The organism is Gemmatimonas sp. (genome assembly GCF_031426495.1).
Lineage (GTDB): Bacteria > Gemmatimonadota > Gemmatimonadetes > Gemmatimonadales > Gemmatimonadaceae > Gemmatimonas.
Genome location: NZ_JANPLK010000029.1, coordinates 1 through 26,152 on the forward strand (window position 1 = coordinate 1; position 26,152 = coordinate 26,152).

At 65.4% G+C, this 26,152-nt stretch carries 29 protein-coding genes; 9 read left to right on the plus strand and 20 right to left on the minus strand.

Translation table 11 applies throughout. The features are described from left to right. Positions 1–132: 132 nt before the first annotated feature. The 3 genes from purD to RMP10_RS08165 are packed head-to-tail and all read left to right on the plus strand — an operon-like array spanning position 133 to position 3,461. Positions 133–1,413: a phosphoribosylamine--glycine ligase gene (purD, locus tag RMP10_RS08155; protein WP_310569847.1), complete on the plus strand. Its 1,281-nt coding sequence runs from the start codon at positions 133–135 to the stop codon at positions 1,411–1,413. Further along, positions 1,406–2,263 (plus strand): bifunctional DNA-formamidopyrimidine glycosylase/DNA-(apurinic or apyrimidinic site) lyase, encoded by an 858-nt coding sequence (mutM, locus tag RMP10_RS08160; RefSeq protein ID WP_310569848.1) that lies wholly within the window; start codon positions 1,406–1,408, stop codon positions 2,261–2,263. Before purD ends, mutM begins: the two co-directional genes overlap by 8 nt. 37 nt (positions 2,264–2,300) lie before the next feature. Continuing rightward, positions 2,301–3,461: a GIY-YIG nuclease family protein gene (locus RMP10_RS08165; RefSeq protein ID WP_310569849.1), complete on the plus strand. Its 1,161-nt coding sequence runs from the start codon at positions 2,301–2,303 to the stop codon at positions 3,459–3,461. Positions 3,462–3,471: 10 nt separating this feature from the next. On the opposite strand, the gene RMP10_RS08170 is transcribed toward RMP10_RS08165, so the two are convergent. From RMP10_RS08170 to RMP10_RS08195, 6 genes are read right to left on the minus strand one after another with little or no spacing between them, the layout of a single operon-like run. Further along, positions 3,472–3,990, minus strand: coding sequence for a metallophosphoesterase family protein (locus RMP10_RS08170; protein WP_309672214.1), 519 nt, complete (start codon positions 3,988–3,990; stop codon positions 3,472–3,474). After that, positions 3,987–4,664, minus strand: coding sequence for a hypothetical protein (locus RMP10_RS08175; protein WP_310569850.1), 678 nt, complete (start codon positions 4,662–4,664; stop codon positions 3,987–3,989). Before RMP10_RS08175 ends, RMP10_RS08170 begins: the two co-directional genes overlap by 4 nt. Continuing rightward, on the minus strand, positions 4,661–5,278 hold the full coding sequence (locus RMP10_RS08180; protein ID WP_310569851.1) for a flavin prenyltransferase UbiX: 618 nt from the start codon (positions 5,276–5,278) through the stop codon (positions 4,661–4,663). The genes RMP10_RS08175 and RMP10_RS08180 overlap by 4 nt, the downstream gene beginning before the upstream one ends. Next, entirely contained in the window at positions 5,275–6,228 is a 954-nt protein-coding gene (locus RMP10_RS08185; protein WP_310569852.1) for a UbiA-like polyprenyltransferase, read from the minus strand. The genes RMP10_RS08180 and RMP10_RS08185 overlap by 4 nt, the downstream gene beginning before the upstream one ends. Then, entirely contained in the window at positions 6,225–7,715 is a 1,491-nt protein-coding gene (locus tag RMP10_RS08190) for a menaquinone biosynthesis decarboxylase (RefSeq protein ID WP_310569853.1), read from the minus strand. The genes RMP10_RS08185 and RMP10_RS08190 overlap by 4 nt, the downstream gene beginning before the upstream one ends. Positions 7,716–7,761: 46 nt before the next feature. Continuing rightward, the gene (locus RMP10_RS08195) at positions 7,762–8,532 is read right to left on the minus strand and encodes a ubiquinone/menaquinone biosynthesis methyltransferase (protein ID WP_310569854.1); all 771 of its coding nucleotides are present in this window, start codon (positions 8,530–8,532) and stop codon (positions 7,762–7,764) included. 65 nt (positions 8,533–8,597) lie between these two features. Here RMP10_RS08195 and RMP10_RS08200 point away from each other — a divergent pair, with 65 nt between their 5' ends. The 3 genes from RMP10_RS08200 (at position 8,598) to RMP10_RS08210 (ending at position 10,634) form a co-directional block, all read left to right on the plus strand. Continuing rightward, on the plus strand, positions 8,598–9,200 hold the full coding sequence (locus RMP10_RS08200) for a sigma-70 family RNA polymerase sigma factor (protein WP_310569855.1): 603 nt from the start codon (positions 8,598–8,600) through the stop codon (positions 9,198–9,200). Between the two features lie 240 nt (positions 9,201–9,440). Then, on the plus strand, positions 9,441–9,890 hold the full coding sequence (locus RMP10_RS08205; protein WP_310569856.1) for a hypothetical protein: 450 nt from the start codon (positions 9,441–9,443) through the stop codon (positions 9,888–9,890). A gap of 9 nt (positions 9,891–9,899) precedes the next feature. Further along, entirely contained in the window at positions 9,900–10,634 is a 735-nt protein-coding gene (locus tag RMP10_RS08210) for a hypothetical protein (RefSeq protein ID WP_310569857.1), read from the plus strand. A gap of 18 nt (positions 10,635–10,652) precedes the next feature. On the opposite strand, the gene RMP10_RS08215 is transcribed toward RMP10_RS08210, so the two are convergent. The 5 genes from RMP10_RS08215 to RMP10_RS08235 are packed head-to-tail and all read right to left on the minus strand — an operon-like array spanning position 10,653 to position 14,644. Then, positions 10,653–11,081, minus strand: coding sequence for a type II toxin-antitoxin system VapC family toxin (locus RMP10_RS08215; RefSeq protein ID WP_310569858.1), 429 nt, complete (start codon positions 11,079–11,081; stop codon positions 10,653–10,655). Positions 11,082–11,084: 3 nt separating this feature from the next. After that, complete coding sequence (locus tag RMP10_RS08220; protein WP_310569859.1) at positions 11,085–11,348, minus strand: hypothetical protein; 264 nt, start codon at positions 11,346–11,348, stop codon at positions 11,085–11,087. Between the two features lie 30 nt (positions 11,349–11,378). Beyond that, positions 11,379–12,137 (minus strand): SAM-dependent chlorinase/fluorinase, encoded by a 759-nt coding sequence (locus RMP10_RS08225; RefSeq protein ID WP_310569860.1) that lies wholly within the window; start codon positions 12,135–12,137, stop codon positions 11,379–11,381. A gap of 13 nt (positions 12,138–12,150) precedes the next feature. Next, on the minus strand, positions 12,151–13,506 hold the full coding sequence (locus RMP10_RS08230; protein WP_310569861.1) for an MATE family efflux transporter: 1,356 nt from the start codon (positions 13,504–13,506) through the stop codon (positions 12,151–12,153). Then, positions 13,484–14,644, minus strand: a complete 1,161-nt coding sequence (locus tag RMP10_RS08235) for a P-loop NTPase (protein ID WP_310569862.1) — start codon at positions 14,642–14,644, stop codon at positions 13,484–13,486. Before RMP10_RS08235 ends, RMP10_RS08230 begins: the two co-directional genes overlap by 23 nt. Before the next feature lie 244 nt (positions 14,645–14,888). On the opposite strand from RMP10_RS08235, the gene RMP10_RS08240 reads away from it, so the two are divergent. The 3 genes from RMP10_RS08240 to RMP10_RS08250 all read left to right on the plus strand — a co-directional run bounded on the left by RMP10_RS08240 (position 14,889) and on the right by RMP10_RS08250 (position 16,918). Continuing rightward, positions 14,889–15,284: a hypothetical protein gene (locus tag RMP10_RS08240; protein ID WP_310569863.1), complete on the plus strand. Its 396-nt coding sequence runs from the start codon at positions 14,889–14,891 to the stop codon at positions 15,282–15,284. 215 nt (positions 15,285–15,499) lie between these two features. Next, positions 15,500–15,814, plus strand: a complete 315-nt coding sequence (locus tag RMP10_RS08245) for a hypothetical protein (protein WP_309672195.1) — start codon at positions 15,500–15,502, stop codon at positions 15,812–15,814. A 63-nt stretch (positions 15,815–15,877) separates the two neighbouring features. Next, positions 15,878–16,918, plus strand: a complete 1,041-nt coding sequence (locus tag RMP10_RS08250) for a 6-bladed beta-propeller (RefSeq protein WP_310569864.1) — start codon at positions 15,878–15,880, stop codon at positions 16,916–16,918. A 28-nt stretch (positions 16,919–16,946) separates the two neighbouring features. Here RMP10_RS08250 and RMP10_RS08255 read toward each other — a convergent pair whose 3' ends face one another. From RMP10_RS08255 to RMP10_RS08295, 9 genes are all read right to left on the minus strand, one after another. Further along, positions 16,947–17,981: a bifunctional oligoribonuclease/PAP phosphatase NrnA gene (locus tag RMP10_RS08255; RefSeq protein WP_310569865.1), complete on the minus strand. Its 1,035-nt coding sequence runs from the start codon at positions 17,979–17,981 to the stop codon at positions 16,947–16,949. Next, entirely contained in the window at positions 17,978–19,555 is a 1,578-nt protein-coding gene (locus RMP10_RS08260) for an amino acid permease (RefSeq protein ID WP_310569866.1), read from the minus strand. The genes RMP10_RS08255 and RMP10_RS08260 overlap by 4 nt, the downstream gene beginning before the upstream one ends. A 181-nt stretch (positions 19,556–19,736) precedes the next feature. Next, positions 19,737–21,311: an IMP dehydrogenase gene (gene guaB, locus RMP10_RS08265; protein ID WP_310569867.1), complete on the minus strand. Its 1,575-nt coding sequence runs from the start codon at positions 21,309–21,311 to the stop codon at positions 19,737–19,739. A gap of 38 nt (positions 21,312–21,349) precedes the next feature. Next, positions 21,350–21,955: a DUF1232 domain-containing protein gene (locus RMP10_RS08270; RefSeq protein ID WP_309672190.1), complete on the minus strand. Its 606-nt coding sequence runs from the start codon at positions 21,953–21,955 to the stop codon at positions 21,350–21,352. Between the two features lie 46 nt (positions 21,956–22,001). Next, positions 22,002–22,430 carry a hypothetical protein gene (locus RMP10_RS08275; RefSeq protein WP_310569868.1) on the minus strand — a complete coding sequence of 143 codons (429 nt, stop codon included), beginning with the start codon at positions 22,428–22,430 and terminating at the stop codon, positions 22,002–22,004. 64 nt (positions 22,431–22,494) lie between these two features. Continuing rightward, positions 22,495–23,481, minus strand: a complete 987-nt coding sequence (locus tag RMP10_RS08280) for a D-Ala-D-Ala carboxypeptidase family metallohydrolase (RefSeq protein WP_310569869.1) — start codon at positions 23,479–23,481, stop codon at positions 22,495–22,497. Then, positions 23,478–24,398: a D-Ala-D-Ala carboxypeptidase family metallohydrolase gene (locus RMP10_RS08285; RefSeq protein WP_310569870.1), complete on the minus strand. Its 921-nt coding sequence runs from the start codon at positions 24,396–24,398 to the stop codon at positions 23,478–23,480. The genes RMP10_RS08280 and RMP10_RS08285 overlap by 4 nt, the downstream gene beginning before the upstream one ends. Positions 24,399–24,559: 161 nt before the next feature. Next, complete coding sequence (locus tag RMP10_RS08290; RefSeq protein ID WP_310569871.1) at positions 24,560–25,444, minus strand: L,D-transpeptidase; 885 nt, start codon at positions 25,442–25,444, stop codon at positions 24,560–24,562. Continuing rightward, a complete protein-coding gene (locus RMP10_RS08295; protein WP_310569872.1) occupies positions 25,444–26,103 on the minus strand; it encodes a hypothetical protein in 660 nt (219 codons plus the stop codon). The genes RMP10_RS08290 and RMP10_RS08295 overlap by 1 nt, the downstream gene beginning before the upstream one ends. Positions 26,104–26,152 lie beyond the last annotated feature (49 nt).

Below are 26,152 nucleotides of genomic sequence, written 5' to 3' on the forward strand. Positions count from 1 at the left end.
GTGGGCGCCGCGGCCGCAGATAACCGCATATTTTTCTGGGCGGCCTCTGCGCCCTCTGCCTCTCTGCGTGATCGTTTCCAAGGGTGTGAGCGGTTCGCGCTTCACTCTCGGAATTGGACTAGATTTCCCGCCATGAAGATCCTGCTCCTCGGCTCGGGCGGCCGTGAACACGCACTCGCTGACGCACTCGCGCGCGAGAATACCACCATCGATCTCGTGGCCGGTCCGGGGAATCCTGGGCTCGCTCAGTTGGCTCGTGTGGTCTCGGTGAATGCCTCCGACCCGATCGAGGTGGCGGAACTGGCCGAGCGCGAGCAGGTGAAGTTGGTGGTCGTCGGACCCGAGGCGCCGTTGGCGATCGGGCTGGTGGATCATCTGCAGCATATCGGCGTGCCCGTGTTCGGGCCCACGATGGGAGCGGCCAAGGTGGAGACGTCGAAGGCCGACACCAAGGCGTTGATGATGGACGCTGGCATTCCGACGGCGCGCGCCGAGACGCACAAGAAGTCGGTGGATGCGAAAGAGGCGGTGCGTGCCCGCTTCGGCGTGCCAGTGGTCATCAAGGCCAGCGGACTCGCCGCCGGAAAAGGCGTGATCATCTGTCACACGCTGAAGGAGGCCGACGCCGCCATCGAGCGCGTGCTCGAAGACAAAGCGTTCGGCGAGGCCGGTAGCGAGTGTTTGGTGGAAGCGTTCATGACCGGTGAAGAGTTGTCGCTGTTCGCGGTGACCGACGGCGTCAACGTGATGCCGATGATTGGCGCGCAAGATCACAAGCGCTTGCTCGACGGCGACGAAGGCCCGAACACGGGTGGCATGGGGGCGTACACGCCCGTGTCGTTCTCCACGCCCGGGCTCGTGGACGATGTCACCGAGCGGATCTTCCTGCCCACATTGCACGCCCTGCGCAAGCGCGGCACGCCGTTCACCGGGCTGCTCTACGCGGGATTGATGCTCACGGAAGAAGGCCCCAAGGTCGTGGAGTTCAATTGTCGGTTCGGCGATCCGGAAACGCAGGCGATCTTGCCGATGCTGACCAGCAGCCTGCTCGATCCGATGTTGACCGTGGCCCATGGTGGCCGCATCGGTAGCCTGTCGCCGTTTACGTGGCGTGACGGCGCCTCGGTCACCACGGTCGTCGCGTCGCAGGGCTATCCGGATGCACCGATCACCGGTCAGCACATCACGCTGCCGTCGTTCAGCGACGACTTGCGCGTGTATCACGCCGGCACGTCGCTCGCGGCCGATGGATCGCTGCGCACCAGTGGTGGGCGCGTGTTCGCCGTGACGGCGATGGCCGACACCTTCGCCGATGCCCAGGACGCGAGCCGCGACGCGGCGTCGCGCATCGAGTTCGAAGGTGCGATCTATCGCGGCGACATCGGCTGGCGGGAAGCGGCGCGACTTGCCTGAGCTTCCCGAAACGGAGACCATTGCGCGCGATCTCGACGCGATGGTGTGTGGCGCCACCATCGTCGGGGTCGACGTGCTCAAAGCCGACGTGCTTCGCGAGGCCGATGCGGCGGGCTTTGCCGAGACGCTGTCGGGACTCACTATTGCCCACGTGTGGCGCCGGGCGAAACTGATCGTGCTGGACATGCGGCCTCGCTCGACGGCCGCGGACGTCGCCGAGCCGCCGTGGCGAGTCGTGGTGCAGCCGCGCTTCACCGGCGGCATGGTGGTCGATGATGGCTCGCTGTCGGAGGCCGACCGGGCGTACGTGGCCGTCACGCTGCGCCTGCACGATGGCCGCGCCCTGCACTACCGCGATGTACGGCGGTTGGGCACGGTGGCGCTGATGTCACCCGAACGTTTCACGAAGTATTCGAGCGCATTAGGTGCCGAACCTCTTGACCCGGAGCTTGGCGACGCCGAGTTTTCGGGACTTGTTCGGGAGTCGCGCCAAGCCATCAAAGTGTTCCTGATGGACCAGAAGCGACTCGCCGGCGTCGGCAACATCTACGCGAACGAGGCTCTGTGGCTGGCCGGGATCGATCCGTCGCGCGAAGCGCGCACTCTCTCCGAGCAGGAACGCGCTGCGCTGCGGTCGCAGCTCTGTGCCGTGTTGACCGCCTCCATCGCGGCCCGCGGTACGAGCTTCCGCGACTACCGGGACGCGCGCGGTGAACGGGGATCTTTCGTCGAGCAGTTGGCAGCCTACGGTCGCGCCGGCGAGCCCTGTCTCGCCTGCGGCCGCCGTCTGGTCGGCACGCACGCGATCGACGGGCGCAGCACCGTCTTCTGCTCGCACTGCCAACGGTAGGCTCGGCGGTACACGGCGCGGCAAGTCGCGCCCCAAGTTGGCCACTCAACTCGACCTGTCGGTCGGCTCACCCGACGCCGACGTGCAGCGACTGCGAGCCCAGGTGCGCGAGCAGATGCGCAACGAGCCGGGCGTCTATCTCATGCGCGGCGTACACGGCGAAGTGCTCTATGTGGGCAAGAGTACGCAGGTCCGCACGCGACTGTTGTCGTACTTCCGACTACCTTGGCCCGAACACCGTCTCGCGCAGCTGCTGCGCGAGACGTCGCGCATCGAGTGGGAGCCGATGCCGAGTGAGTTCGCGGCGCTGCTGCGCGAAGTGCGACTCATTCGTGCGCACCTCCCAAAGTACAACATCAAGGCCGCGCGCCCGCTCGATAAATGGTGGGTAATCACCGTCGCCGGCGGCCCGGCACCGCGGCTACGCCTTCAGCGCGCGAGTGCGGCCGCCCGCGCCAAGCAGGCCGCACAGGTTATCGGTCCGTTCGCGTCACGTCGTCCGCTGGTGGAAGCGCTGCGGGTGCTCAACGACGCGCTGGGCCTGCGTGACTGCACCGACCGCGTGCCGATGGTACTGCATGACGCGGTCGACCTGTTCGACGAGGTGGTGCACCCGTCGCTCACGCGCACGCCCGGCTGCCATCGCTACGAAACGCGACGCTGTCTCGGGCCGTGCGTTGGGGCGACCACGGAGTACGCCTACCGCGCACAACTCTCTCGCGCGCGGGCCGTGCTGGAAGGTCGCGACGATTCGCCGCATCAGCAGCTCGTACGCGAGATGTCGGCCGCCAGCGCCGCGCTGAGCTACGAGCGTGCCGGCTGGCTGCGCGACCGGCTTACGGCGCTGCAGGAGCTCGATGCGCAGTTGGCGCGCGTGCGCGAGGCGATCACGAAGCCGAGCTTCGTGTACGCGATGCCGGGTCGCGATGGTGACGACCGATTGTATCTCGTGCGACACGGTCGCGTGGTGGCCGAGGCGCGCTGCCGCGAGCCGGAATCCGTGACGGCGCTCCAGGCGCTCGAGCAACGCGGCGTGCAGGCCCCCACCGGCGCCGTGGTCGACCAACTCGATGAGCTACTGATGATCGAGTCGTGGTTCCGCACCAGGCCGAACGACGCGGCGCTCACGGCCGACACCGTGGTGGGAGCATTGGAGACGTTGGTGCGAGATCGCCGCGACTCCGACTCACTCAGGTGAGTCCGTCCACCTACTCCATGCCGTCATCTTCAACCACGACCTCTTCCGGAATCCCCAGCGGAATCAATTCCACGTCCGCCTTCCCGTTCAGGATGTAGAGCTTCGCCACGCTGGGCTGCAGCTTGAAACGCCGGGGACCCGCCGCGCCAGGATTCACGACAATGCGCTTCGCGGCCTTGGTGACCAGCTGCACGTGCGTATGTCCGTACACGATCACATCGGCGTTCATGTACGCACTCACCAGTCGCGGCGGGTTCACACTGCCGATTTCGTGTCCGTGTGTGACCACGATGCGCACGCCATCGATCGTTTCCTCGATGCGTTCCACCAGATCCGGTCGCCCAGGGGCGTCGGTGTTGCCCCACACCGCCTGAATCGGCGCGATGGTAGCGAGCTCGATCAGCACTTCCGGCGGCCCCACGTCACCCGCGTGAAAAATGCGAGATACGCCGTCAAGCGCCGCGAACACCTCGGGGCGCACCAGTCCGTGCGTATCGGAAATCAGGCCGATGATCGTGGCTTCCTTCATGGGTTCGTCTGGTCCTGTGCGAGGTGGTCGCGTCGGCGCCGGAGTTCGGCGAGCGCGCCCTGCCCATCGGGCGTGTCGGGAAAGCGATCGGCCATGCGCCGGAGTTCCACGATGGCGCGTCCGGGATCGGCCAACACCCCAAGATACAGGTCCAGGAGTCGATGTGTGGCAAAGAGCTCGTCGGATCGGCTGACATCGGTCACTTGGCGGAGACGATGCAACAGGTCGCGCGCACGCGCGGGTTCGCCGCCGGCCCGCATGTGCATCTCGGCCTCCGCTCGCAGCAGCGCGGCCATCTCCCCGTGTTTGGCCCGGAGGGCCTCGAAGGCCCTCGACGCCGCCTCAAAATCGCCTCGTGACGCCAGTGACTCTGCGTGGGAGAACACGGCCGTGCTGCGCCCTCGACCACCCGGCTCCAAGAGCCCGCGCACCACGCCCTCGGAGAGAACCGCGGTTCCCTTCACGCCGGCCAGAATCACGAGAGCGGCAAAGCACCCTCCGACCATGGCCAGAATGAACCGCAGAGGCACGGGAACACCGTAGAGCTTCAGCAGCATCTCGGCGGCAATGACCATCAGCGCCGTGACCAGCGTACCGATCACGCTGCGATTCAGCCGCGCTCGTTTGCGTTGGCGCTCAACCGCCTGTTCATGCAGCGCCGGATCGAAGGTCATTCGTGCTCGATCTCTCCGCCCCAGCGCTTACCCAGCGTGTGCTCCACGTCGAGATGATCGAGCACCCGCGCCACGATGAAATCCACCAGATCGTCGATGCGGGCCGGCTTGTGATAAAAGCCTGGCGCCGCCGGAATTACGGTGGCCCCGGCCCGCGTGACCTGCGTGAGATTCTCGAGGTGAATGAGCGACAGCGGCGTTTCCCGTGGAACCAAAATCAGCCTACGCCGCTCTTTCAGCGCCACGTCGGCCGCCCGCTCAACCAGTGAGCGCGACGTGCCGTGAGCGATCGCACTCACCGTGCCCATGCTGCACGGACACACCACCATGCCACTCGAACGCGCCGAACCCGATGCCGGCGCGGCCCCGCGGTCGTTGTCATCGAATACCGTGACGCAGGCGTCGAAGGCGTCCGCCCCGACGTGCGCCCGCAAGCTGTGCAGGTCGGGGATATCGCTTTCCGTGGCGAGCAGGCGAAATCCATGGCTCGACACGATCAACCAGGTGGGCACCTGCAACGTGACCAACTCTTGCAACAGTCGCACCGCGTACGGTGCCCCCGAGGCGCCCGTAATCGCCAACACCACCGGATGTCGAGCAGCTCCCTGCATCATGCGCCGGATCCGGAAGCGAGGAAACGAGCCGCCGCAAACGCCGTGAGAAAGCCCAGCGAGATGATACCGTTCATCGTGAAGAAGGCCGCGTCGAGCTTGGTGAGATCATCGGCCTTCACCATGCGATGTTCCCACACCAGCATTGCCGCCACAAAGGCCACGCCGCCCCACAACACCATCTGCACCGCCGGCACGCCGATGCCCAGCGGATGCGTGGAGACCACGACCGCCAGACAGCTCACCGCGATCACGTGCAGTGTACGCGAAAAGAGAATGGCGTTCGGCACACCGATGGCCGAAGGCATGCTGTGCAACCCGTTGGTGCGATCGAACTCGGCGTCCTGCAGCGCATACAGCATGTCGAAGCCGCCACTCCAGCACACGATGGCCAACGCGAGCACGCACAAGAACCACCACGGGTCGCTCCACGCACCGGTCACCGCCAAATAGCCGCCAACCGGCGCCATCGACAATCCAAGGCCAAGCCACAGGTGCGAGTACCGCGTGAAACGCTTGGTATAGCTGTAGCCGAGCACCCACAGCAACGCGACGGGTGACAGCGCGAGGCACAACGGATTCAACTGCCACGCCGCAATCACGAACACCGCACTGGCGACAGCCACTGCCCCTTTGGCCTGCGCCAACGACAGCGTGCCGGCCGGCAACTCGCGCTTGGCCGTGCGCGGATTGATCGCATCGACATCGCGATCGACGATGCGGTTGAACCCCATTCCGGCAAAGCGCGCCGCCGTGAAGGCCAGCAATACCCAACCCACCATCGCCACCGTGACCGGTGCCACCACGCTTGCGCACAACACTCCGACCAACGCAAACGGCATCGCGAAGACCGTGTGCGGCAGCTTCACGAAGTTGGCCAGGCGCACCAGCAGCGACTCGCCGGTCATGAGTTGACCGTCGCGGGCACCCTTCGGCGGCACGACGCTGCTCACGGCTTTGCCATCGGCGGCAGCCCGAGCTTCGACCACTTCGCATCGACTGCCCGCTGGGTCTCGGCGTCCATGGTGATCACCTTGGGCCACGCGCGGGTGAAGCCTTCTTCCGGCCACTTCCGCGTGGCGTCGATCCCCATCTTGCTGCCGTACGTGAACGCACGGCTGGCGTGATCGAGCACATCCACCGGCCCCATGGTGAAGCGCACGTCGCGCTGCGGGTCCATGTTGTTCAGCGCTACCCACCACGCCTCCACCGGGTTGCGCACGTTTACTTCCTTGTCCACCACCACCAGCACTTTCGCCAGCGACATCAGTCCCTGTCCCCACAAGGCGTGCATCACCTTGTCCGCGTGCCCGGGATACTTTTTGTCGATGCTCACGAACACGAGGTTGTGAAAGCCACCCTCGGCAGGCATGTGGTAATCCACAATCTCCGGCGTGGTGAGCTTGAGCAGCGGCAGGAAGATGCGCTCGGTGGCGTGGCCGAGATAGAAATCTTCCATTGGAGGACGTCCCACGATCGTCGTGGAGTACACCGCGTGCTTGCGCATGGTGACCGCCGTGACGTGCACTTGGGGATACAAATCGGCTTCGGAGTAGAAGCCGGTGTGATCGCCGAACGGCCCTTCAACCACCAGTGCTTCTGCGGGATCGATATAGCCCTCGATCACGAACTCGGCGTCGGCCGGCACTTCGAGATCACACGACACGGCCTTCGTGAGCTTCACGGGATCGCGCCGCAGAAATCCGGCGAAGAGAAACTCGTCGATGTTGGGCGGCAGCGGCGCGCTCGCCGAGAACATGCTGGCCGGGTCGGCACCGACGACGATGCACACTGGCATCTTCTCGCCACGCTCGGCCATCTGTCGCATATGCTCAGCGCCCGTCTTGTGACGCTGCCAGTGCATTGCCACCGACTTTTTATCGAGCTGCTGCACGCGGTACATACCGACGTTGCGAATGCCACGAACCGGATCCTTGCTGATCACCGCCGTCATGGTGATGAACGGCCCGCCGTCTTCGGGCCAGCAATGCAGGACGGGGATCCTGTCGAGATCGATCTCGTCGCCCTGCCATACGATCTCCTGACACGACGGCGTGCCGCTCTTGGTGCGCGGCGGGAACTTCGACACCTCGAGTAGGCGAGGCAACAATGAGAGCTTGCCGAGGAAGCCGTCAGGCACCTTGAGATCCATCAGCGCCGTGATGCGATCGCCGATGGCGTCGAGGTCGTTTACGCCGAGCGCCAGGGCCATTCGGCGCATGGAGCCGAACAAGTTGATGGCCACCGGATACTGCGAACGCGTACCGTCGCGGAGAATCGGATGCTCGAACAGCAGCGCCTTGCCGCCGCCGGGCATCTTGGAGACACGGTCGGCAATCTCGGTGATCTCGAGATGCACTTTCACCGGCTCGGTGACGCGGTGCAGTTCGCCGGCCCGATCGATGGCGGTAATGAAATCGGAAAGCGTATCGAGAGACATCAGAGACCAACCGGGCGGTACGTCATGGCGTTCCTAAGTGCGTTGCTCACGCGGTCCCCACGTGAATCGCGGCGATGCCGAAGGTGAGGCGTTCCCACGTGACCGTGGTGAAACCCGCGCGGCGCATGTGGCCGGCGAGCGCTTCTTCGGTGGGGAAATGCGAGACGGACATGGGCAGATACGTGTACGCGCTGCCGTGGCCGCTCACGAGACGCCCCACCAGCGGCAGCACGTGATGGAAGTACAGGTGATAAAACGTGCGCACGATCGCCAGCGGCGGCGTGGAGAACTCGAGAATCACGAAGCGGGTGCCAGGTTTGAGCACGCGATGCACTTCGCGCAGGCCGGCGTCGAGGTCGGCCACGTTCCGAATGCCGAAGGCCACGATCGCCCCGTCGAGGGACGTCGTGGCGAACGGCAGTGCCAGCGCGTCGGCGCCGACTGGGGCGAGTACCTCACGCGAGGCCTTGCCGTTGCCATGTCGCAGCATCGGCACGGCGAAATCGGCACCGGCTACGAATCCGGAGAATCCCGGCTGCCTGACCAGCGCGGCGCCCACGTCGAGGGTACCGGCGCACAGGTCGAGGTAGCTCCCCGCCGGTCGCTGGGTCCACTGCAGGGCGCGCAGGGCTTTGCGCCGCCACGCTTTGTCGATGTTCATCGACAGCACGTGATTGAGCAGGTCATAGCGCGGCGCGATGTCGGAAAACATCTGCTGCACGTACTCGCGCTTCCCTTCCCCACGGGCGGCCTGTTCGGCCCGGCCGGTGGATTCAGCGCGTTCGGTGGCCTCGTTCGGAGGCGGGACGACTGGCATTGGCGAAACATCGACAGGCGGGGGAGTGCGAGCAAGCGCACGCCCATGCTAGGTTATGCGATCCGATGCAGACTCTCGACGAGCTGGGAACTCTCCCCGATGCCGATGTCGTTCGCCTGGCGCAGCAAGGCCGTGAGCTTGCGTTCCGCGAGCTGGTGCGCCGCTACGAACGGCCGGTGTTTTCGCTCGTCTTCCGCATGGTCAGAGACCGGGAGACGGCTGAGGACCTCGCGCAGGATGCCTTCGTCAAAGTCCTGAACCACATCGACAAGTACAGTCCCGAGTTCAAATTCTCGAGCTGGCTGTTCAAGATCGCGAACAATGTGGCCATCGATCATCTCCGCCGGCGCCGGCTGGACACGATCAGCATGGACGGCTCCCCGCACGCCTCCTCGGCCAGCGAGGTCGAGGCCACGACCCTCAATCTCGAGAGCGAACAGGAGAGCGCCCTCGACGAGCTGGAGGCGAAGGAGCTGGGTTCGGCCATTGAGCAGGCCATCGCCAAGCTGCGCCCCGAGTATCGGGCGTGCATCATGCTGCGTCATGTGGAAGGCCGCTCCTACGAAGAGATCGCCGCCACGCTCGACCTGCCCTTGGGTACGGTGAAGACCTACATCCACCGGGCCCGACACGAGCTGCGGAAGGCGCTCGAGGGGCTGCGGGACTGAGACAACACGCTGGACCGATTCATGAAGCGATCTTCGTCAAGATCACTCAAACCCTGTGAAACCTGACGACGGGCAGGCGCGTAGTTTCCCGTGGAGGCATCAATGCACGACAGACACCTGAGATCAGACGAAATCGAGCTCCTGCTGGACGGGGAGGAAGGGTTTGGCGTCGCTCCTTTGAGAGCGCACGTCAAATCGTGTATTTCGTGCCGTCAGGAACTGGAGAGCGCCCAGGAGCTCATGGTCGCGCTCGATGCCCTTCCCGACTTTGCCCCCTCCGTGAACTTCTCGGATCGGGTCATGTCGCAGGTGCAGGTGTTCGAGCCGTGGCATGCCGCGGCCAGTCGCACTGTGGAGCAGTTCGTCCCGGCTACCCGGCCAGCGCGTATTGCCGCGGGATTCGGCGCCGCGATCACCGCTGGTCTGGCGACCGCCGGTGCCACGTGGGTCGTGGCGCGCGCCGACATGGCGTTCATCCTCACGCAGCTCGGCGCCGAAGGCGTGCGCGACCAGATCGTGGCCGCCTCCAACGACGTGGCGTCCACCGTGCTCGGTCAGCCTGGAATCGCCGCCATGCAGAGCGGGTCGCCGGAAATGGCGGCCATCGCGGTGGGCGGCTTTGTGGCGATCGTGGGGATGGGGGTCGTCGGGCTTCGTGCCCTCGCCACCGCCTCGCGTCGCGCCCGTTGAGGTCGTGACATGTTGACGGCGACCACCAACCTGCTCGCGGTCGCCGGTGTGTTCGGCATTGGCCTGATCATCGGCCTCGTGGTGCTCATGACCGCCGAAGAAGCACTCACCGCCGTCGCCAAGACCGCTGCCCGCGATATTTCCGGCAGCTTCTGGGTCGGCCTGCTCTGGCAGTTGCTGGCGGTGCCCCTGCTGGTGGTGCTGCTTGTCGCATGCGCCATCACGATTCTCGGCATTCTGGTTATCCCCATCGCTGCGCTGGCGTGGGCGCTCGCCTACGCTGGTGCGTTCACGCTTGGCATTCTCGCCGTCGCGTTGGTGATCGGTCGTGCTCTGGCCGGACGTGGTGCCAACAGCAGCGAGCGCGGTGCGGCCTTGCGTGGCTTGGCCGTGGGGTTAGCCACGCTCAGTCTGATATGGTTCGGCGCGGCCATCGCAGCCAAGGTGCCAATAGCCGGCGCCATCGCGCGGCTCATTGCCGTGGCGTTCACCTGGGCCGTGGCCACGGTGGGACTAGGCGCCGTAGTAAAATCCCGCATGGGCGTGGCGCAGCTCTCGATGCGGTTCGGAGCGTCGCGCTTCGGCATGTCGGGCTTCACCTCGCGTTGGGGCGCGGCCTCGACCACCACGACCACCGAAGTGGCTGCGCCGGGCTGGCAGACGCCGACGCCTGTGCAGGGCGTCGTGGCCGCTCGACGACCAGTGAACACGGACAGCGGCACGGGGAACGGCGCCGAGTTGTAGCTCGGCGGCCGTGCAATTTCAGCGCAGCGGGTTTTCGTAGCGCAGCCCGCGAAAGCGCGCGAAGTCACCATCGGCGCTGTGCAGCGTGGCACCACGTTCGATGCAGAGGGCGGCGAGATGCGCGTCGGTGGTGAGATTGCCGCCGCGGCCGGCTTCGCGCAGCAAGGCGCGCAGAATGGACCAATGCCCGGGTCCGGGCTCAACCACGCTCACGATGCGCTGCTGAAGCCACAGGTCCACCAATTCCGTGGCGCGATCGAGTCTCGCGGGTGACGAGACCACGCGCGGATTCGTACTCACGCGAATGAATCCGGTGAGCACGGTCCAAGAGAATCCGACCGGCTCGTCACCCGTGAGCAGCTTGTCGAGCCACGCTCGAGCCGTCGCATGCTGTTCGCTTTCAGCATGAACGGCGTACACCAGCAGGTTGACGTCGGGAACGATCACGCGTTATCGGCCTTCGGCCATCTTGCGAATGATCTCTTCGTCCTCGAGGTCGTCCGCGATCCATCGGGCTTTGACCAGATCGATGCCTTCCCGCACCTGCCCCATCGAATAGGACGGCGTGCAATACGGCACTTGTGCTTGCGGCGGCATCTCGAGCCCCCGCAGAATCACGCGATGCAGCAGCGCCTTGAACGGCACGCCTTCGCGGTGGGCCGTGTCACGCAGGCGCTGCAGGAGCGCTTCGTCGAGATCGATAGTGGTGCGCATATATGATGCTAACGCATCACTTAGATGATGTCAACGCATCACCGGCGCCAGCTCCACGGCCTGACCGCGCGACAGCCGCAGCCGTGCGGCCGCGTGCCCGTCGCGCACGGCGATCTCCACGAAGCCGCTCGATCCCACCAGCGCTACCAGTTCGCCGGGCGCTGCCTCACCATACGTGCGCACCACGCGCACCTGGTGGCCGCCCACCTGCACGGCCGCGCCGTCGCGGGCGGCCAGGTTGGTGATCGCGTTGCCGAAGCGATCGATGGTGAGGATCTCGCCGTGTAAGGCGCCGTCATGGGCGCGGCGTGGCTGCGGCGTGCGCAGTCGCACGGGCTGCGTGAACGGCTCGCCGATCATGTCGAGCGACATGCCGCGGGCCAACTGCGCAGCAGCGGGCGCGAACACATCACGCGCGTGGAAAGTGGGCGACGCCTGCGCATCGATCGCGAGCGACACCACGCGTGCATCGAGCGCGAACAGCGCCGGCGACAACACGCCGTTATCGGGCCCCACGAGATAGCGCCCTTCGCTGCACACGGCGATCGCCTCGCGCGACGTGCCGACACCGGGATCGACCACCACGAGATGCACGGTGCCCACCGGAAAGCGACGCCAGTAGCGCGCGACCGTGAGACGGGCGAACGCCACATCCTGCGCCGGCACATCATGCGTGAGATCGAGCAACGGAATGCCGGGCGCCAGCGTGGTGAAGACGCCCTTCATTTCGGCGACGTACCCGTCGGCGGTGCCGAAGTCGGTGAGCAGCGTGATGGCGGGAGCGATCATGTCGTAACGTGCGTCAGACCCGCACGCGCCGCCACCGTCCACTGCCCCACAGCGCCGCCATCAAGAGGCCGCGCGCCGCAGCGGTGAGCGCCAGCGTCCACCACAGTCCGCTGGTGCCCCACTGCGCGGCCGCCCACGCGCCGATCGGCAATCGCGATAGCGTGATCGTGCTGGAGCCAATCATCGGCCACAACGTCCACCCTGCCCCACCCATCGCACTTTCCAGCACCACCTCGGCGCCCAGAAACAGCTGCGAGAACGCGGCAATGCGCAGGTAACGCGCTGCCTCGGCAATCACCGCCGGATCGGTGGAGAAGATGGCCGCAAAGTTCTCAGCAAAGAAGAACGACGCGCCTGCCATAACCGCGCCGACGATGCTTACGATGCCGGTGGCAGTCCACCCCGCGCGTTCGGCCCGATCAGGATCGTCCGCGCCCATGCTTTGCCCAACGATTGCCGCCACTGCTGCGCCCATGCCGACCGACACGACGTACACCACGCTCTCGATGCGAAAGCCGAGGCCAAGTGCCGCCAAGGCCGGTGTACCGAACTGCGTGGTGATGCGTGTGAGCAGCACGTAGATCGCGCTGAACGCCACGCCCGTGAGCGCGGCCGGTGCGCCAACACGCGCAATACTCGCGATCACATCCCAGCGCGGCTTCGCCCAACGCAGCATGCTACGACGCTGCAAGATGATCACGCCGGCAATGCAGCCGAGTCCACGCGGTACGAGCGTGGCGAGTGCGGCGCCGCGAACGCCGAAAGCGGGCACGGGCCCCAATCCACGAATGAGGATCGGGTCGAGCACGAGCCCCAGCACCGTCGTCACCGCCAGGATATACAGCGGCGTACGCGTGTCGCCTTTCGCACGGAACGCGGCGTCGATGGCGAAGAAGCCGAAGATGAGCGGCATGCCGAGCAGATAGGTGCCGAGGTACTCGCGACCGATGGCACTGACACTGGCGCCAGTATTCATCACCGCGAAGAGCCAGTGCAACACGAATGGCGCGGCCAGCGCGATCGCGCCGCCCAGCAGCAGCGCAAGCAGGAACCCTTCACTGATCGTACGCGCTGCCTCCGACGGACGACGCTCGCCATGACGACGCGCGGCGATCGCATCGAGGCCGATGCTGACCATCTCACCGATGGAAATCACGAGCCAGATCCAGAAGATCGAACTCGTCGCGGCAGCGAGCGCATCGGGGCCGAGCGTACGTCCGATCCAGTACGTGTCCACGTTGTGAAACGTGGTCATGAGCAGATTCGCGACGACCGCCGGCAGCGCCACACGACGAATCGTGAGGGCTAACGGCTCCCCGACGAGTGCGCCGCGTGGCGCATCGACTTCAGCTGCCGTAGATACTGACAAGGCGCTCCACCACGCGCTGCGCGATCGCTTCGAGTTCCTTCGCCGCACGCGACGTCGGCTCGGCGTCGATTATCGGACGGCCGGTGTCCCCGCCTTCCTGAATGCGCGGATCGAGCGGCACCTGTCCGATCAACGGCAGGTTGGTTTCCGCAGCCAACCGCGCGCCGCCGCCGGTGCCGAACACGGCGATCGGCTTGCCCGTTTCGGGGTTCTCGAAGTACGACATGTTCTCCACGATGCCGAGTACTGGTACGGCGGTGCGCTCGAACATCTTAACGCCGCGCAGCGCGTCGCCCACCGACACCTGCTGCGGCGTGGTCACGATCACGGCGCCATGCACCTGCGTCGCCTGCACGAGCGAGAGCTGCGCGTCACCGGTGCCCGGTGGCATATCGACCAGGAAGTAGTCGAGCTGCCCCCACGCCACGTCCTTCAGGAACTGCGTGAGGATCTTCATCACGATCGGTCCGCGCCAGATGGCCGGCTGTTCTTTCTCGATCAGGAAGCCGATCGACATCACCTTGATGCCGTACGCTTCGAGCGGGATGATCTTCTCATCCACCACCGACGGCGCCGCATCCACGCCGAGCATGAGCGGCAGGTTGGGGCCGTAGATGTCGGCGTCCATGATGCCAACGCGCTTCCCCATCTTGGCGAGCGCCACGGCGAGATTCACGGCCACGGTGCTTTTGCCCACGCCGCCCTTGCCCGACGACACGGCAATGATGCGACCGAGCTGCGGATAGGCCACCGGCTCGGGGACCTTGGGCGGCGCCTTGGGGGCGGAATCCATGACGGGGAGGGCGCGTCCCATGCCGCCCGTGGCTGGTGCTTGCGGCTGGTTCATGGCTGGCGGTGCGGAGGTCGGCGCGCGGCGCGCCGGCGTGGGTTCGGCTTGCGCGGGGTCGCGCACATCAACGCGGACATCGGACACGCCTGTGAGCGCCTCGATGGCCTGGCGGACGTCGCGCACGAGAGTGGCGTCGTCGGCGGCGGCGAGCAGGAGCGTGAGGCGCACCTTACCGTCGACGGTGGTGGCGATATCCCGCACCATGTCGGCGGCCATGACATCGGCGCCGGTACGGGGGTTGCGGACCGCGGCGAGGGCGCCGGTGATCCGCTCCATGAGAGGCTGCATCGGAGAGTCGGGTTGTCGGGATAACTACATCCCGAAAAGTAGGCATCGCGGCGAGGGGCTCCAAGCGGGGATCTGACGTTCCCGACGACCAGCCGGCGGTGGAATGGCCATGCCGGCAACAATCGGGTGACAGCGCGCTGACGCCGAGGTGCTATGGTGGCTCCGTCGCGCGGATCCGGGCCGCGGCGACCGGTGCGACGCACTCCGCGGCGCGCCACTTCACGGATAGATCCCGAGGTTTGACATGATGATGACCATTCCCCGCGCCGCCTTCGGCGTGTTCGCGTTGCTGTTCACGGTGGCCACGGTCGATGTGTCGCGCGCGATGGCGCAGACGACGGTGACGCCGACGGCGTGTGGTGTCGGCGTGATCACCGCTTGCGGCACTGAATCAATTACGAAGTGCGAAACCACGTTCAGCTTCAATCTCAATGTGCTGCTGCAGAGCGGCGGACTTACCTGGTCGACCACCAACTGCACGAGTGCCGGCTATAAGACGTTGTACAAAGACGTGCGGAGCACGTCGACGGGAACAGAGTCCACGACCATCAACAGCTGCGGCGGCAGCACAGGCACCGGATTGACCGGCATGCGTGGTTCGGGCGACGAAGAGGAGACCATCGAGCTCTGCGAGTCCTAATGTCGCGAACCCCGAGCCTCTGGCATTGGGTGCTCGCGGGGTTGACACTATCGCTCGCCGGCGTCGGCTTTGACGCCGTGCGAGCGGTACCCTCGCGTCGGCTGAGCAGCGAGATGCGACCGTTTCTCCCCGCATCTCATACACGCTCCAACCAATCGACCGCTGTGCACGCTGCGGTCCTGCTTCAACTTGCAGACTGTTCCGGCAATCTCCGCATGCTGCATGTGCTGCATCGCGGTCCGTCGCGCGAGCGAATGCGGCTCGCGGTCATCTGGTACGTTGGACCGGCATCGGACTCGCTCGCTATCCGATCGCAGCTCCCGGCGTGGACCACGCTCGTTCCACTGCGGCCTGCCCCGCGCGGCGTCGTGCGTGAACTCGCCGAGCTCGGTCACCGCACGACACCCGCACTGATCGTGCTAGATCAGGAGGGGCGCGTGCGATTCACCACACAGAGCCCGCGATCATCACGCGAAGTGGCGGGTCTCCGCCGTATCGTCGAGGGGCTCACCTGGATCGAGGAGCTGTAAATGCGAACCGAACGACTGACCACGCTCGTTGTACTGCGCGCACGCACCGTGCTGAGCCTCACCGTGACACTGCTCAACGCCGTCGATGCGCTGGGTGCGCAAGGAAAACCAGGCGTGCGGCAGTTCCGCACAGACTCGTTCTTCATCCGCGAGTGGATTCGTGGCGGCGTCAAGGAACCGGACCTGCTCGTCGAGCCGCGCGAGATCGCCGTAACGCAGAGCGCCGTCGTCGTGCTCGACGCCGGTACGCGCGAGATCCACGTACTCGATCTAAGAGATGGATCGAAGCGCCTCGTGTTAAAGGCAACGGGTGAAGGTCCCGGCGAGTTTAAGCGTCCCATACACATCGCCACCACGACACAGCTTATCGGCGTGCTTGACCAGGCCACGAGTCGTATCACTGTGTACTCGGACTCCGGACGCTACCTGTGGACCACATCCGTTCCTGACGGTCCGAGCGTGGAGGCCATCTGTATGCTTCCACGAGGGCGATTGCGAGTTAAGTATCTCGGCGCCGTCGGGGCCTTGGCCACGATCGACAGTTCGGGGCGAATCCTGTCGCGGAGCTCACTGCCGGCAGCACCGGAGTTACAGAAGGCGCCCACCTTCGCGAACGCTGCGTACGTCGCCGACGGATGTGCTGACGGCGTGATGAGTATCGTCCCTAGCTTCGGCGCATTCTGGTATAGCATCGCGGAAAACGGCGCGACGAAGCGCTTCGCCTATGTCGAGGCAGGGCGCGACGCGGTGATCACGTTGAGGAAGCGAGCCGTCGATCGCAGCAGAACACTCAAGGCGGACCAGCTCATTCAAACGACCGAGGTCAACGCCATCGCGCGCGGCGCGATGCAGCGCGGTGACACGATCATTGTCGAGGCTGGGGCAACGAATCGTCTGCCCTACGAGCTGATCGACTACTATCGGGCCAAAGACGGCAAATATCTGTACTCTCGACACCTACCCTTCACGCCGTCGGCGCTCGCTATCACACCCGATGGACGACTGATTGCGACATTCATAGGGGACGAGACGTCTTCCATTGTCCAACTCTCGACCACCCCTCTTTCCCCACGCGAAATCGCCAAGCAAAAGCCGCGAAAATAGGACACGACCTTCTCAATCAATTCTCCCTCTACTCCGCCGCCGTGTCTCCGCCCGTCAGATATGCGCGCGCATCCGCCACCACCTGCTCCTGCACCTCCGCGAGATTCCCCGTCAGCAACGCCCCTGACGCCTTCGCGTGGCCACCGCCACCGTACCGACGCGCGAACTGCTGCACGTCCACCGAGCCGGTGCTCCGGAATGACACCTTCACCTTGCCGTGCCCGAGATCGCGGAAAAACATCGCCATCCGCGTACCCGTGATCGAGCGCGGGTGCTCCACGATACCGTCCAGCTCCTCGCTCGTGATGTCGAAGCGCTCCATCGCGCCGGCGGCCACCGAGATGTACGACAGACCGATCTCATGGTCGGCATGCAAGGTGGCGAGCGCCTCGCGCAGCAACTGCAAGCGACCCACGCTCACCTGCGCATAGATGCGCCGGTACATCTCTTCCGGGTTCACGCCGGCCGCCAGGAGCGCGGCGGCAATCGCATGCGCGCGCGGCGACGTGTTGCTGAACCGGAAGCTGCCGGTGTCGGTGAGAATCGCCGCGTACAGCGACTGCGCGATCGCCGGCGTGACGTCGAGGCCCAATGTGATCGCGATGTCGAACACCAACTCGGCGGTGGCACAGGCCGCGGTATCGGCCACGGCGATGTGACCCACCGGCTCATCGCCGGCCACGTGGTGATCGACCACCGAAATCGGTACGGTCAGCGCACGCACCGTGTCGGCCAGCTGACCGAGTCGGCGAATGTCGTTGATGTCGAGCACGATCAGCGCGTCGATCCCGTCGAGACCGGCGGCCCCGCGTGCGCTGGCCTCCTCGATGTCGTCACCGAGGAGGAAATTGAACATGGCCGGCCACGGCGTGGGATTCACGATGCGCGCGTGAATCCCCCGCTGCGCCAGCAGGCGTGCCAACGCCGTCTCCGAACCGCACCCGTCGCCATCGGAATTGATGTGCGTCGACAGCGCCACCGTCATACCCGGGCGCAGCGTCGCAAACCACGTCCCGATGGCGTCACGGCGTATCGTCGACGCCGTCAGCACGCCATCACTCATTTGGCGCCGCTGGCCTTGTCCTGCTTACCGATCTTGGAGTTACCCATGCCGTACACGAAGTAGACGGTCATGCCGATCGCGGTCCAAACGCCGAGCAGCGTCCAGGTGAGGCCGGGCAACTGGAACATCATGTACAGCGTGGCACCGGCGCCCATGATGGGAACGAGTGGCACCCAAGGCGTACGGAACGGACGATCGAGTTCCGGCGACCGCTTGCGGAGTACGAGCACGCCGATGCACACGGTGGCGAAGGCCGCCAACGTACCACCCGACACGAGCTCACCGAGCAGGCCGAGCGGGAAGAAGCCGGCAATCACGATGGCGATAAGACCGACGATCCACGTGGACGCCGCCGGCGTCTGATACTTCGGGTGCACCTTGGCGAAGATCTTCGGCAGCAGACCGTCACGCGACATCGTGTAGAAGATGCGCGGCTGGCCCATGAGCATCACGAGCACGACCGACGACAAGCCGGCCACGGCGCCGATGTTCACCAGATTCTCGAGCCACTTGAGCTGCGGGACCGCCTCGAGGGCCGCCGACACCGGGTGGGCGACGCCGAGCGCCTGGAAGGGCGCGAGTCCGGTCATGACCAACGACATCAGGATGTAGAGCACCGTGCAGATCAACAGGGACGCAATCATACCGATCGGCAGATCGCGCTGCGGATTCTTGGCCTCTTGCGCGGCCGTGGACACGGCATCGAAGCCGATGTACGAGAAGAACACCACCGGCGCCGCGCGCAGCACGCCAGACATGCCGTACTTCGTGCTGCCATCGGCGTTGGTGACCATCTCAGGAATGAACGGATGCCAGTTGTCCGTGTTCACGTACATGAAGCCGAAACCGATCACCAAGAGCACGATCGTCATCTTGATCGCGACGATGACGTTGTTGAACGTGGCCGATTCCTGCACACCACGCACCAGCAGCATCGTCAACGCCAGAATGAGCAGGATCGCGGGAAGATTGATCAGGCCATCCACCGCGTTGCCGCCCGCCGCCGTGCACGCGTCACGGGTGGCGAAGGCGACCTTGGTCGCGGCATCGGCGAGTACCCCGCCGGTGCTGGTGTTCACACAGGTAAACGCACGGACCACCTGATGCCCGTTCTCGACCGTCAGCGGCGCCGAGGCGAACGCGGCTGGAACGTGAATTCCCACCGTGTCGAGCATCGCGCTGAAGTACCCCGACCAGCCCACCGCCACGGTCGCCGCGGCGAAGAGATACTCGAGCACCAGATTCCACCCGATGAACCACGCCACGCCTTCACCCATCGTGGCGTAGCTGTAGGTGTACGCCGAGCCGGCGATCGGAATCATCGACGCGAACTCGGCGTAGCAGAGCCCCGCGAACAGACACGCGAGACCGGCCAGCACGAAGGAAAGCGAGACGCCCGGTCCGGCGAAGTTGGCCGCCGCGGTACCGGTGAGGACGAAGATGCCGGCGCCGATGATGGCGCCGATGCCCAGCATCGTCAGGTTGAGCGCGCCGAGCGTTCGCTTCAGGCCGCCCTCGGAACTCGCGGCCTCGGCGCGGAGCGCCGTGATCGACTTCTTGGACCAGATTCCCATCGGTCGGGGGTTGTGGGGACAAGGTGGGGTAAGACGCGGGTGTCGGCGCTGCCGACACCCGAGGGACAGAACCTCGGACGGAACGATACGCGCTGGACCGCAAACGTGTTACATCACGTTTACGGCCCGAGGCGATTTCTTCGTGCGCGTCAGGTGCCGGCCGAGGGACCAGACGCAGAAATCACAGCGAGTAGTTCGGTGCTTCGCGGGTAATGGTAACGTCGTGCGGGTGCGATTCACGCAGGCCGGCGGTCGTGATACGCACGAATTCCGCTTCCGTGCGCAGCTGCTCGATCGTGCCACAACCCACATAGCCCATGCCGCTGCGGAGGCCGCCGATCATCTGAAAGATCACGTCGCCCACTGCGCCCTTGTACGGCACACGCCCCTCGATGCCTTCCGGCACGAGCTTCTTGGGGGACATCTCGCCGTCCTGGAAATAGCGGTCGGCCGAACCGTCCTGCATGGCCGACAGCGAGCCCATGCCGCGGATCATCTTGAAGCGACGTCCCTCCAACAGGAACGACTCGCCCGGGCTCTCTTCGGTGCCAGCCAGCATCGAGCCCATCATGACACTCGAGGCTCCGGCAGCCAGCGCCTTCACGATGTCACCCGAATACTTCACTCCACCGTCGGCGATCACGGGGATATCGCCCGCACCCTCGACGGCGTCCATCACTGCGGTCAGCTGCGGGACGCCAACACCGGTCACCACGCGCGTGGTGCAGATCGAGCCCGGCCCCACGCCGACCTTCACGGCATCGACCCCACGCTCCACCAGCGCCGCCGCACCGGCCCGCGTGGCGACATTTCCGGCCACCAGCTGGACCTCAGGGAAGGCCTCCCGCACCTTCGCGGTCGCCTGGAGCACCCCTTCGCTGTGCCCGTGTGCCGTGTCGATGATCAACACATCGACCCCGGCCTGAATCAGGGCACGAGCCCGATCGAGATAGTCCCCACCCGAACCGAGCGCCGCCGCCACCCGAAGGCGACCGTGAATGTCCTTGTTCGCGTCGGGATACTGACGGCGCTTGTGAATGTCCTTCACGGTGATGAGCCCTTTGAGCACGCCGTGCTCGTCGACTACGGGCAACTTCTCGATGCGGTGCTTGCCGAGAATGCGCTCCGCTTCGTCGAGCGTCGTACCGACGGGAGCGATCACCAGATCTTCCGAGGTCATCACGTCGCGCAGCGGGCGATCGAGATCACGCTCGAACTGCAGATCGCGATTGGTGAGGATGCCGACCAACAATCCACTGGCGTCGACAATCGGCACACCCGAGATCTTGAAACGCATCATCAGCGCCACGGCTTCACGGAGCGACGCGGTGGGCGAGAGTGTGATCGGGTTCAGGATCATGCCGCTCTCGCTGCGCTTCACGCGGTCCACTTCGGCCGCCTGGCGGTCGATCGACATGTTCTTGTGCAGCACCCCGATGGCGCCAAAGCGCGCCATCGCGATCGCCATCTCGCTTTCCGTGACCGTGTCCATCGCGGCCGAGGCGAGGGGGACGTTCAGCGTGATACCACGGGTGAAGCGCGAGGCGATGCTGACTTCCCGCGGATGCGTCAAGGAATGACGCGGAGCGAGAAGCACATCGTCGAAGGTCAGCGCGAAATCGTCGCGCACGCGTGAAGGCGACCGCGCACCATTGTTGGCGCGGCTGGTCTGGGAACGCGAAAGCCCGCTCGCCGACGTGGAGTCGGCGGCGGGCTGTTGCTGCTGCGTCGGGTGGTCAGTCGTCGAGGGTGCCATCTTGAAGAGTAGACGGCCTCCGCAGCGCTGTCCAGCGGTCAGCGCCCGGCCATTTTGCGGAGACGACGACGGAGGCGCGCAGGCAGGAAGAATCCGGCCGCACTAACGAGCCGCGCGAGATTCACATCCTCGAGGGCGTCCGGGTCGCCGCGCCAGTGGTCGAGCAACACGGTGCGCCCCGCGTTGGCGACCAGCCGCTGCAGCGCGGTCATCAGCAGGAACAGGTCATCGACCTCGCCCAGGAACGGGATCAGATCGGGAATGAAATCGATCGGCGACACCATGTAGGCGCCCGCAGCCAACACGAGGAAGCGGTCGAACTTCGACACACGACTGTCGCCCACCAACCCAACCAGCAACCGTAGATAGGCGGGAATCTGTTGGATGGCGCGTAACACCGAGCGTTTCATGCCCGTCTGCGGGCGCGCGGGCTCCTCGAAGTCGTCCTCGCTCGAGCGGCGACGCCGCGTACGACGCGTCGCGTCGTCATCGGGTGGGGTCGAGTCCTTGCGACCGCGGCCGGTAAACAGGCCTCGCTCCGGACGTCCGTCTCGACGGTCGGCCTCGCGCTCCCGAGCCATCTTGTCGAAATGGCGCTCGCGCGCCGGCTCCGGCGGCAGTTCCTCTAGGCGATCCGTGGTCATGCGCTTCCTCAGTCCAGCAGGTTCAAGGCCGCCTCATGCGGCCGCGTTACGCGGCAGCGCTGGGCGGTGGGGGTGGCACACTCGGAGGTGCAGGTTGCGTGCCCGGCTGCGTGGTCGGCTGCGTGGTCGCGGCCGACGACGGCGGCGGCGGAGCGCCCACTTGATCGGCGGCCGTCTTGGCGGCGTTCACCACGTCGCCGGCCACGGTCATGGTGGTCTGGGCCACGCCGTTCAGCACGCCCATCGCCTTGTTGAGAAAGCCCATCGTCTCGGACACGGTGCTCACGGCGACGCCGCCCGCGCGCAGCTTATCCTCGACACCCTCGGCGAAGCGCGTGAACACATTCGCCACCGGGGCCGACTTCTCGGCGTACTTGGACTCCAGAAACTCGACATAATCCAGAATCTGATACAACCGCTCGTCGGAGAGCGTGTCGAGCTTGCGATTGATACGATCGCGGACGTACGGGTTCATCGAACCTCCAGCGTCTCTCGGACGCGCATTTGGGCGGGACAGGATGGCTGCCCTGCCCTACGCTTCAGCCGCGCCAGCGTTTCCGTTCGCCGCGCGCATCGATATGGCAATATGGCGTGGAGAAGCGTCGGCTGCTGTACACGCCGAGTCCACCGGCCAACTCTGGGTGCAGCCGCTCCACCCAGTCCACGGCCTGCTCGACGCGATAGGCGTCAAAAATCGTCAGCTTGCCATCTCCGTCGGCATCGATCGCGATGTCGGCCGCATCACCGTACAGGTGTCGCGAGTCGCGAGCGGACCCTTCCACGCCGGAGTTGTGAATCGGGGTGCGGAAGCCGCTGTGCACCTCGACACCAAAATCCATGCGCTCCTCACCACGACGGCGCGCCAGTTCGCGCATGACCAGTTCGATCTTGTCGAGCACGCGCGGGTCGACCGCGACATAGCGTGGCCACACCGTTTGCCGGTCGTGCGTGACGAAATCGCGCACTTTGATGTGCCGGGTGAGCTGCAGCTCGAGATCCGCCTCGCGCACCTCGGCAAATCCGGCCGGACGCTCGGCCTGCTCGTCGTGCGCCCATTCCGCAGGATAGCGGCCGATCTGGTAACCGTTGAGCGTGCTTCCAAGCTTGAGCTCGAAGGGCACCAACACTGCAAGTCGCGGCTCGGTGATGCGTTGCACGACACCGGCTCGCGTGACGGCGAGTTCGTAGAAGCCCGGCGTGAGCGGCGCGAGCAACGTGTCGCCTCGCAGCGGACGCGCCACGTCGGCGGAACTGTTGCTGCGCAGCTCGATCCACTGGTACGTGAACCCCTGCGCGTTGCCACGCACACGCACCGGAAACGCGACGCGCTCGCCGGCACGTACAAACTGCATCTGCACATCACCGCTCACGCCGCGCGACTCCGGACCCGCTTCGACGACCGGCACGGCGAGCTTCGCGCTCTCGGCGGATGAACCGGCCAACAGCTCCGCAGGCGGCTGATACAGGATCGCCGCCGTGATCGCGGCCATCCCGCTCAACACCAGTGCCACGCGACGACGAATCACATCGCCCCCCAACGGGCGCGTGTCCCACGCACGTCGATGTGTACGAAGGGGCCGTGCGCCGAGGTAGCTTTGTAGATCCCGACGCCGCCTGTGAACTCGGGATGGTCACGCTCCACGTTCTCGGCGGCCTGGGCCAACACCTTGGCATCGCGCGTGTCCACGCGGCCATCGCGATTGAGATCGCTCATCCAGTCACGATCGCCGTTCACGACGTACACGTCGGCCGCGTCACCGTACTGATGCCGGCTGTCCTGTACGCGTCCACCGGCCCCAACACCCTGCTCGTTGTACTGCGGGGTGCGGAAGCCCGACATGACCCGAAGCTTATTCGCCGGGATGCCCATGCGGCGCAGTTCGCTCAACACGAGTTCAAGCTTATCGACCAGCGGCTCGCGCAAGACGAGATACTTGGGCCACACGGTGGCCTGATCATGCGTGAGGAAATCGCGCAACCGGAAATGCTCGGAGATCGGCGTGTCCTGATTGAGCGCCGTCACTTCGAGGAAACCATCGGGATTGCCGTAGGTGGCCGATCGGACCGATCGCTTTTCGCTCGGGAAGAAGCCGATGCGATAACTGCCGATGCGACCCTGCACTTTGTCAGCGAAGGGACGCATGGTGATGAAATGAAACGACCCAGCGGCATCGTTGGCGGCATACACGCCGGCCCGAGACACGGCAGAGTCTCCGAACAGCTCACGCAGGAGCGGGATTCCCGCCGCGCGGTTCGGGCTGAGGAAGCGGGCCCGAAGCTTGCGACTGCGTCCTTTCAGAGAGTCGAGAAGCGGGATGCGCGGCGCGGCGGCGATCGACCGCGTGGAGGCCCGGGTAGCGGCGCGTGCCGCTGCGGCTTCGGCGTAGCCAGGACGGGCAAAGGCTACCAAGACTACGCACGCCGACGCCCCGGCCACCGTCATGGCGAGCCGGGTGATACGCGTATGCTGACGGCGCCGCGGGGAGGATACCTTCTCCTGGGCTGCCTGGGGTGAATCGAAAGGTTTCTGGGTCACGGATTCGGGTTTGGCGCTCAATCCAAGGACGATCAAGCGACAGTCAGGAAATATAGCCGACCCGGAGCTCAGTAGATGTAGACCGGAGTGCCGACCGCGACACGATCATACAGCACGGCAATGTCTTCGTTCCGCAATCTGACACATCCATGGCTCACCGCCTGCCCGATCGACGCGGGGTTGTTGGTGCCATGCAGCGCATAGCCATCGCCGAGATACAAGCGATGAGTACCGAGCACATCGGCGTACTTCCGCTGGTTAGTGCCGTAGGGCGGGATCACAATCTTTCCGTCAGCCACGATCTCCCGGCCATCGCTGGCCGTGAGCGGGCGAAGCGTGCCGTCAGCACCCCGACGCACCACGTCGTTGCCCTGTACGATCATCTGGGATCCATCGCGAAGCTTGAGGGGCACCCCACGAACGAGCTGTACAATGCCGAGTCTGCGCTTGTTGGCTTGCTCCTGATAATGCCAATCGGGCGGGATCCAGGCGGGGGCCGAATCCCGGCGCTGCACCGTGAGGCGCCCCCGGGGCGTCTCGAAGCGGAGGATCTTGTTGTTGCCCTTGATGACCAATTGCTTGCCGGATCCGGTGGCGACCGGGGCCGTGAAGAGCACGCTGTCGCGATGTTTGTACCAGACGCGTCGGTCGGCGATGGAGACCACCAGGTAGTCGGAGTCGGTCGGGGGCGACGCTGGGGTTTCGTCGAGCGCGGCCCGAAGACTGTCGGTCGCGAGGCCGGCCTGCAGTTCGGCCTGCTCCAGCGCCTCGCTGTTGTCGTTGAAGACCATGCGGGCGACGTCGCGCTCGAAACGGTCGCGCAGCGTCAGCCGAACGAGCCACGTCGCGTGCCCGACCGCCACGGCCACCAGCAGCAACAGCCAGAGGGGCGCGCCGCGCCATCCGCGCCCGGCGCGGATGGCGCCGGGCGGGTTGATCGAAGTGGTGGTCATCAAAAGAAATAGACCCGCATGCCGGGGGAAAGATTCTCGCGAATGGCGGCGAGCTCGGCTGCGGGCACCCGAATGCTGCCGGGCATCACATAGCTGCTGTCGGCGAGTGGCCCCGAGGCCGGGAGCGAGTAAATGAGCGTTCCGCCGGTGGTAAGGATGGCCCCGCGACCGACCCATCCGCTGTCGGCGCGAACGTCCGGGACCGGGAGGCCGCGATCGATCCACACCCACGCCGGAAGCTCATATCGATCGCTGGCCGTGAGCAGGCGCTGGACCGCGCGAACGCCACGTGGTATCGCCACGTGCATGGTGTCCGGGGCCAGACCGACACGCCGCTCCGGTCCGATCAGCGCCTTGATTTCGCGAAGCCGGGCCGGCCCGCGGTCGAGTGCGAGATACGCCGAATCGGTGCTGATGGCGAGATGCAGACCGTCGTCGCCTTCCGCCTGCCGGCGCATGAGTTCCAGCATCAACTCCGCCCGATCCGCCTGCGCGGAAACAATGGCATCGGCACGGGTACGCTCGAGTGTGGACATCCCATCGCGCAGCCGCGTGGCCTCCTCGCGATAGCGCGCCCGGCGCAACAGCAGGAAGCCATCGAACAACCCGATGGCGAGCAGAAGGAGGACCAGCAACAGGCTTCGTCGACGAACGCGCATCAGTGCTCGATTGAGGACAGAACAGCGGGCGGGCGGTGGTGTCGAGGTC

Coding starts and splice junctions, on each gene's coding strand:
- RMP10_RS08190 (WP_310569853.1), bottom strand. CDS start 7,715: ATGTCTCTCGATACGCTTTCCGATTTCATTACCGCCATCGATCGGGCC.
- RMP10_RS08170 (WP_309672214.1), bottom strand. CDS start 3,990: ATGAAGGAAGCCACGATCATCGGCCTGATTTCCGATACGCACGGACTG.
- guaB (WP_310569867.1), bottom strand. CDS start 21,311: ATGGCACCCTCGACGACTGACCACCCGACGCAGCAGCAACAGCCCGCC.
- RMP10_RS08275 (WP_310569868.1), bottom strand. CDS start 22,430: ATGAACCCGTACGTCCGCGATCGTATCAATCGCAAGCTCGACACGCTC.
- RMP10_RS08245 (WP_309672195.1), top strand. CDS start 15,500: ATGCTGCATGTGCTGCATCGCGGTCCGTCGCGCGAGCGAATGCGGCTC.
- RMP10_RS08220 (WP_310569859.1), bottom strand. CDS start 11,348: ATGCGCACCACTATCGATCTCGACGAAGCGCTCCTGCAGCGCCTGCGT.
- RMP10_RS08210 (WP_310569857.1), top strand. CDS start 9,900: ATGTTGACGGCGACCACCAACCTGCTCGCGGTCGCCGGTGTGTTCGGC.
- RMP10_RS08295 (WP_310569872.1), bottom strand. CDS start 26,103: ATGCGCGTTCGTCGACGAAGCCTGTTGCTGGTCCTCCTTCTGCTCGCC.
- purD (WP_310569847.1), top strand. CDS start 133: ATGAAGATCCTGCTCCTCGGCTCGGGCGGCCGTGAACACGCACTCGCT.
- RMP10_RS08200 (WP_310569855.1), top strand. CDS start 8,598: ATGCAGACTCTCGACGAGCTGGGAACTCTCCCCGATGCCGATGTCGTT.
- RMP10_RS08260 (WP_310569866.1), bottom strand. CDS start 19,555: ATGGGAATCTGGTCCAAGAAGTCGATCACGGCGCTCCGCGCCGAGGCC.
- RMP10_RS08285 (WP_310569870.1), bottom strand. CDS start 24,398: ATGACGGTGGCCGGGGCGTCGGCGTGCGTAGTCTTGGTAGCCTTTGCC.
- RMP10_RS08235 (WP_310569862.1), bottom strand. CDS start 14,644: ATGCAGCCTCTCATGGAGCGGATCACCGGCGCCCTCGCCGCGGTCCGC.
- RMP10_RS08195 (WP_310569854.1), bottom strand. CDS start 8,532: ATGCCAGTCGTCCCGCCTCCGAACGAGGCCACCGAACGCGCTGAATCC.
- RMP10_RS08240 (WP_310569863.1), top strand. CDS start 14,889: ATGATGATGACCATTCCCCGCGCCGCCTTCGGCGTGTTCGCGTTGCTG.
- RMP10_RS08175 (WP_310569850.1), bottom strand. CDS start 4,664: ATGACCTTCGATCCGGCGCTGCATGAACAGGCGGTTGAGCGCCAACGC.
- RMP10_RS08255 (WP_310569865.1), bottom strand. CDS start 17,981: ATGAGTGATGGCGTGCTGACGGCGTCGACGATACGCCGTGACGCCATC.
- RMP10_RS08290 (WP_310569871.1), bottom strand. CDS start 25,444: ATGACCACCACTTCGATCAACCCGCCCGGCGCCATCCGCGCCGGGCGC.
- RMP10_RS08225 (WP_310569860.1), bottom strand. CDS start 12,137: ATGATCGCTCCCGCCATCACGCTGCTCACCGACTTCGGCACCGCCGAC.
- RMP10_RS08180 (WP_310569851.1), bottom strand. CDS start 5,278: ATGATGCAGGGAGCTGCTCGACATCCGGTGGTGTTGGCGATTACGGGC.
- RMP10_RS08270 (WP_309672190.1), bottom strand. CDS start 21,955: ATGACCACGGATCGCCTAGAGGAACTGCCGCCGGAGCCGGCGCGCGAG.
- RMP10_RS08205 (WP_310569856.1), top strand. CDS start 9,441: ATGGTCGCGCTCGATGCCCTTCCCGACTTTGCCCCCTCCGTGAACTTC.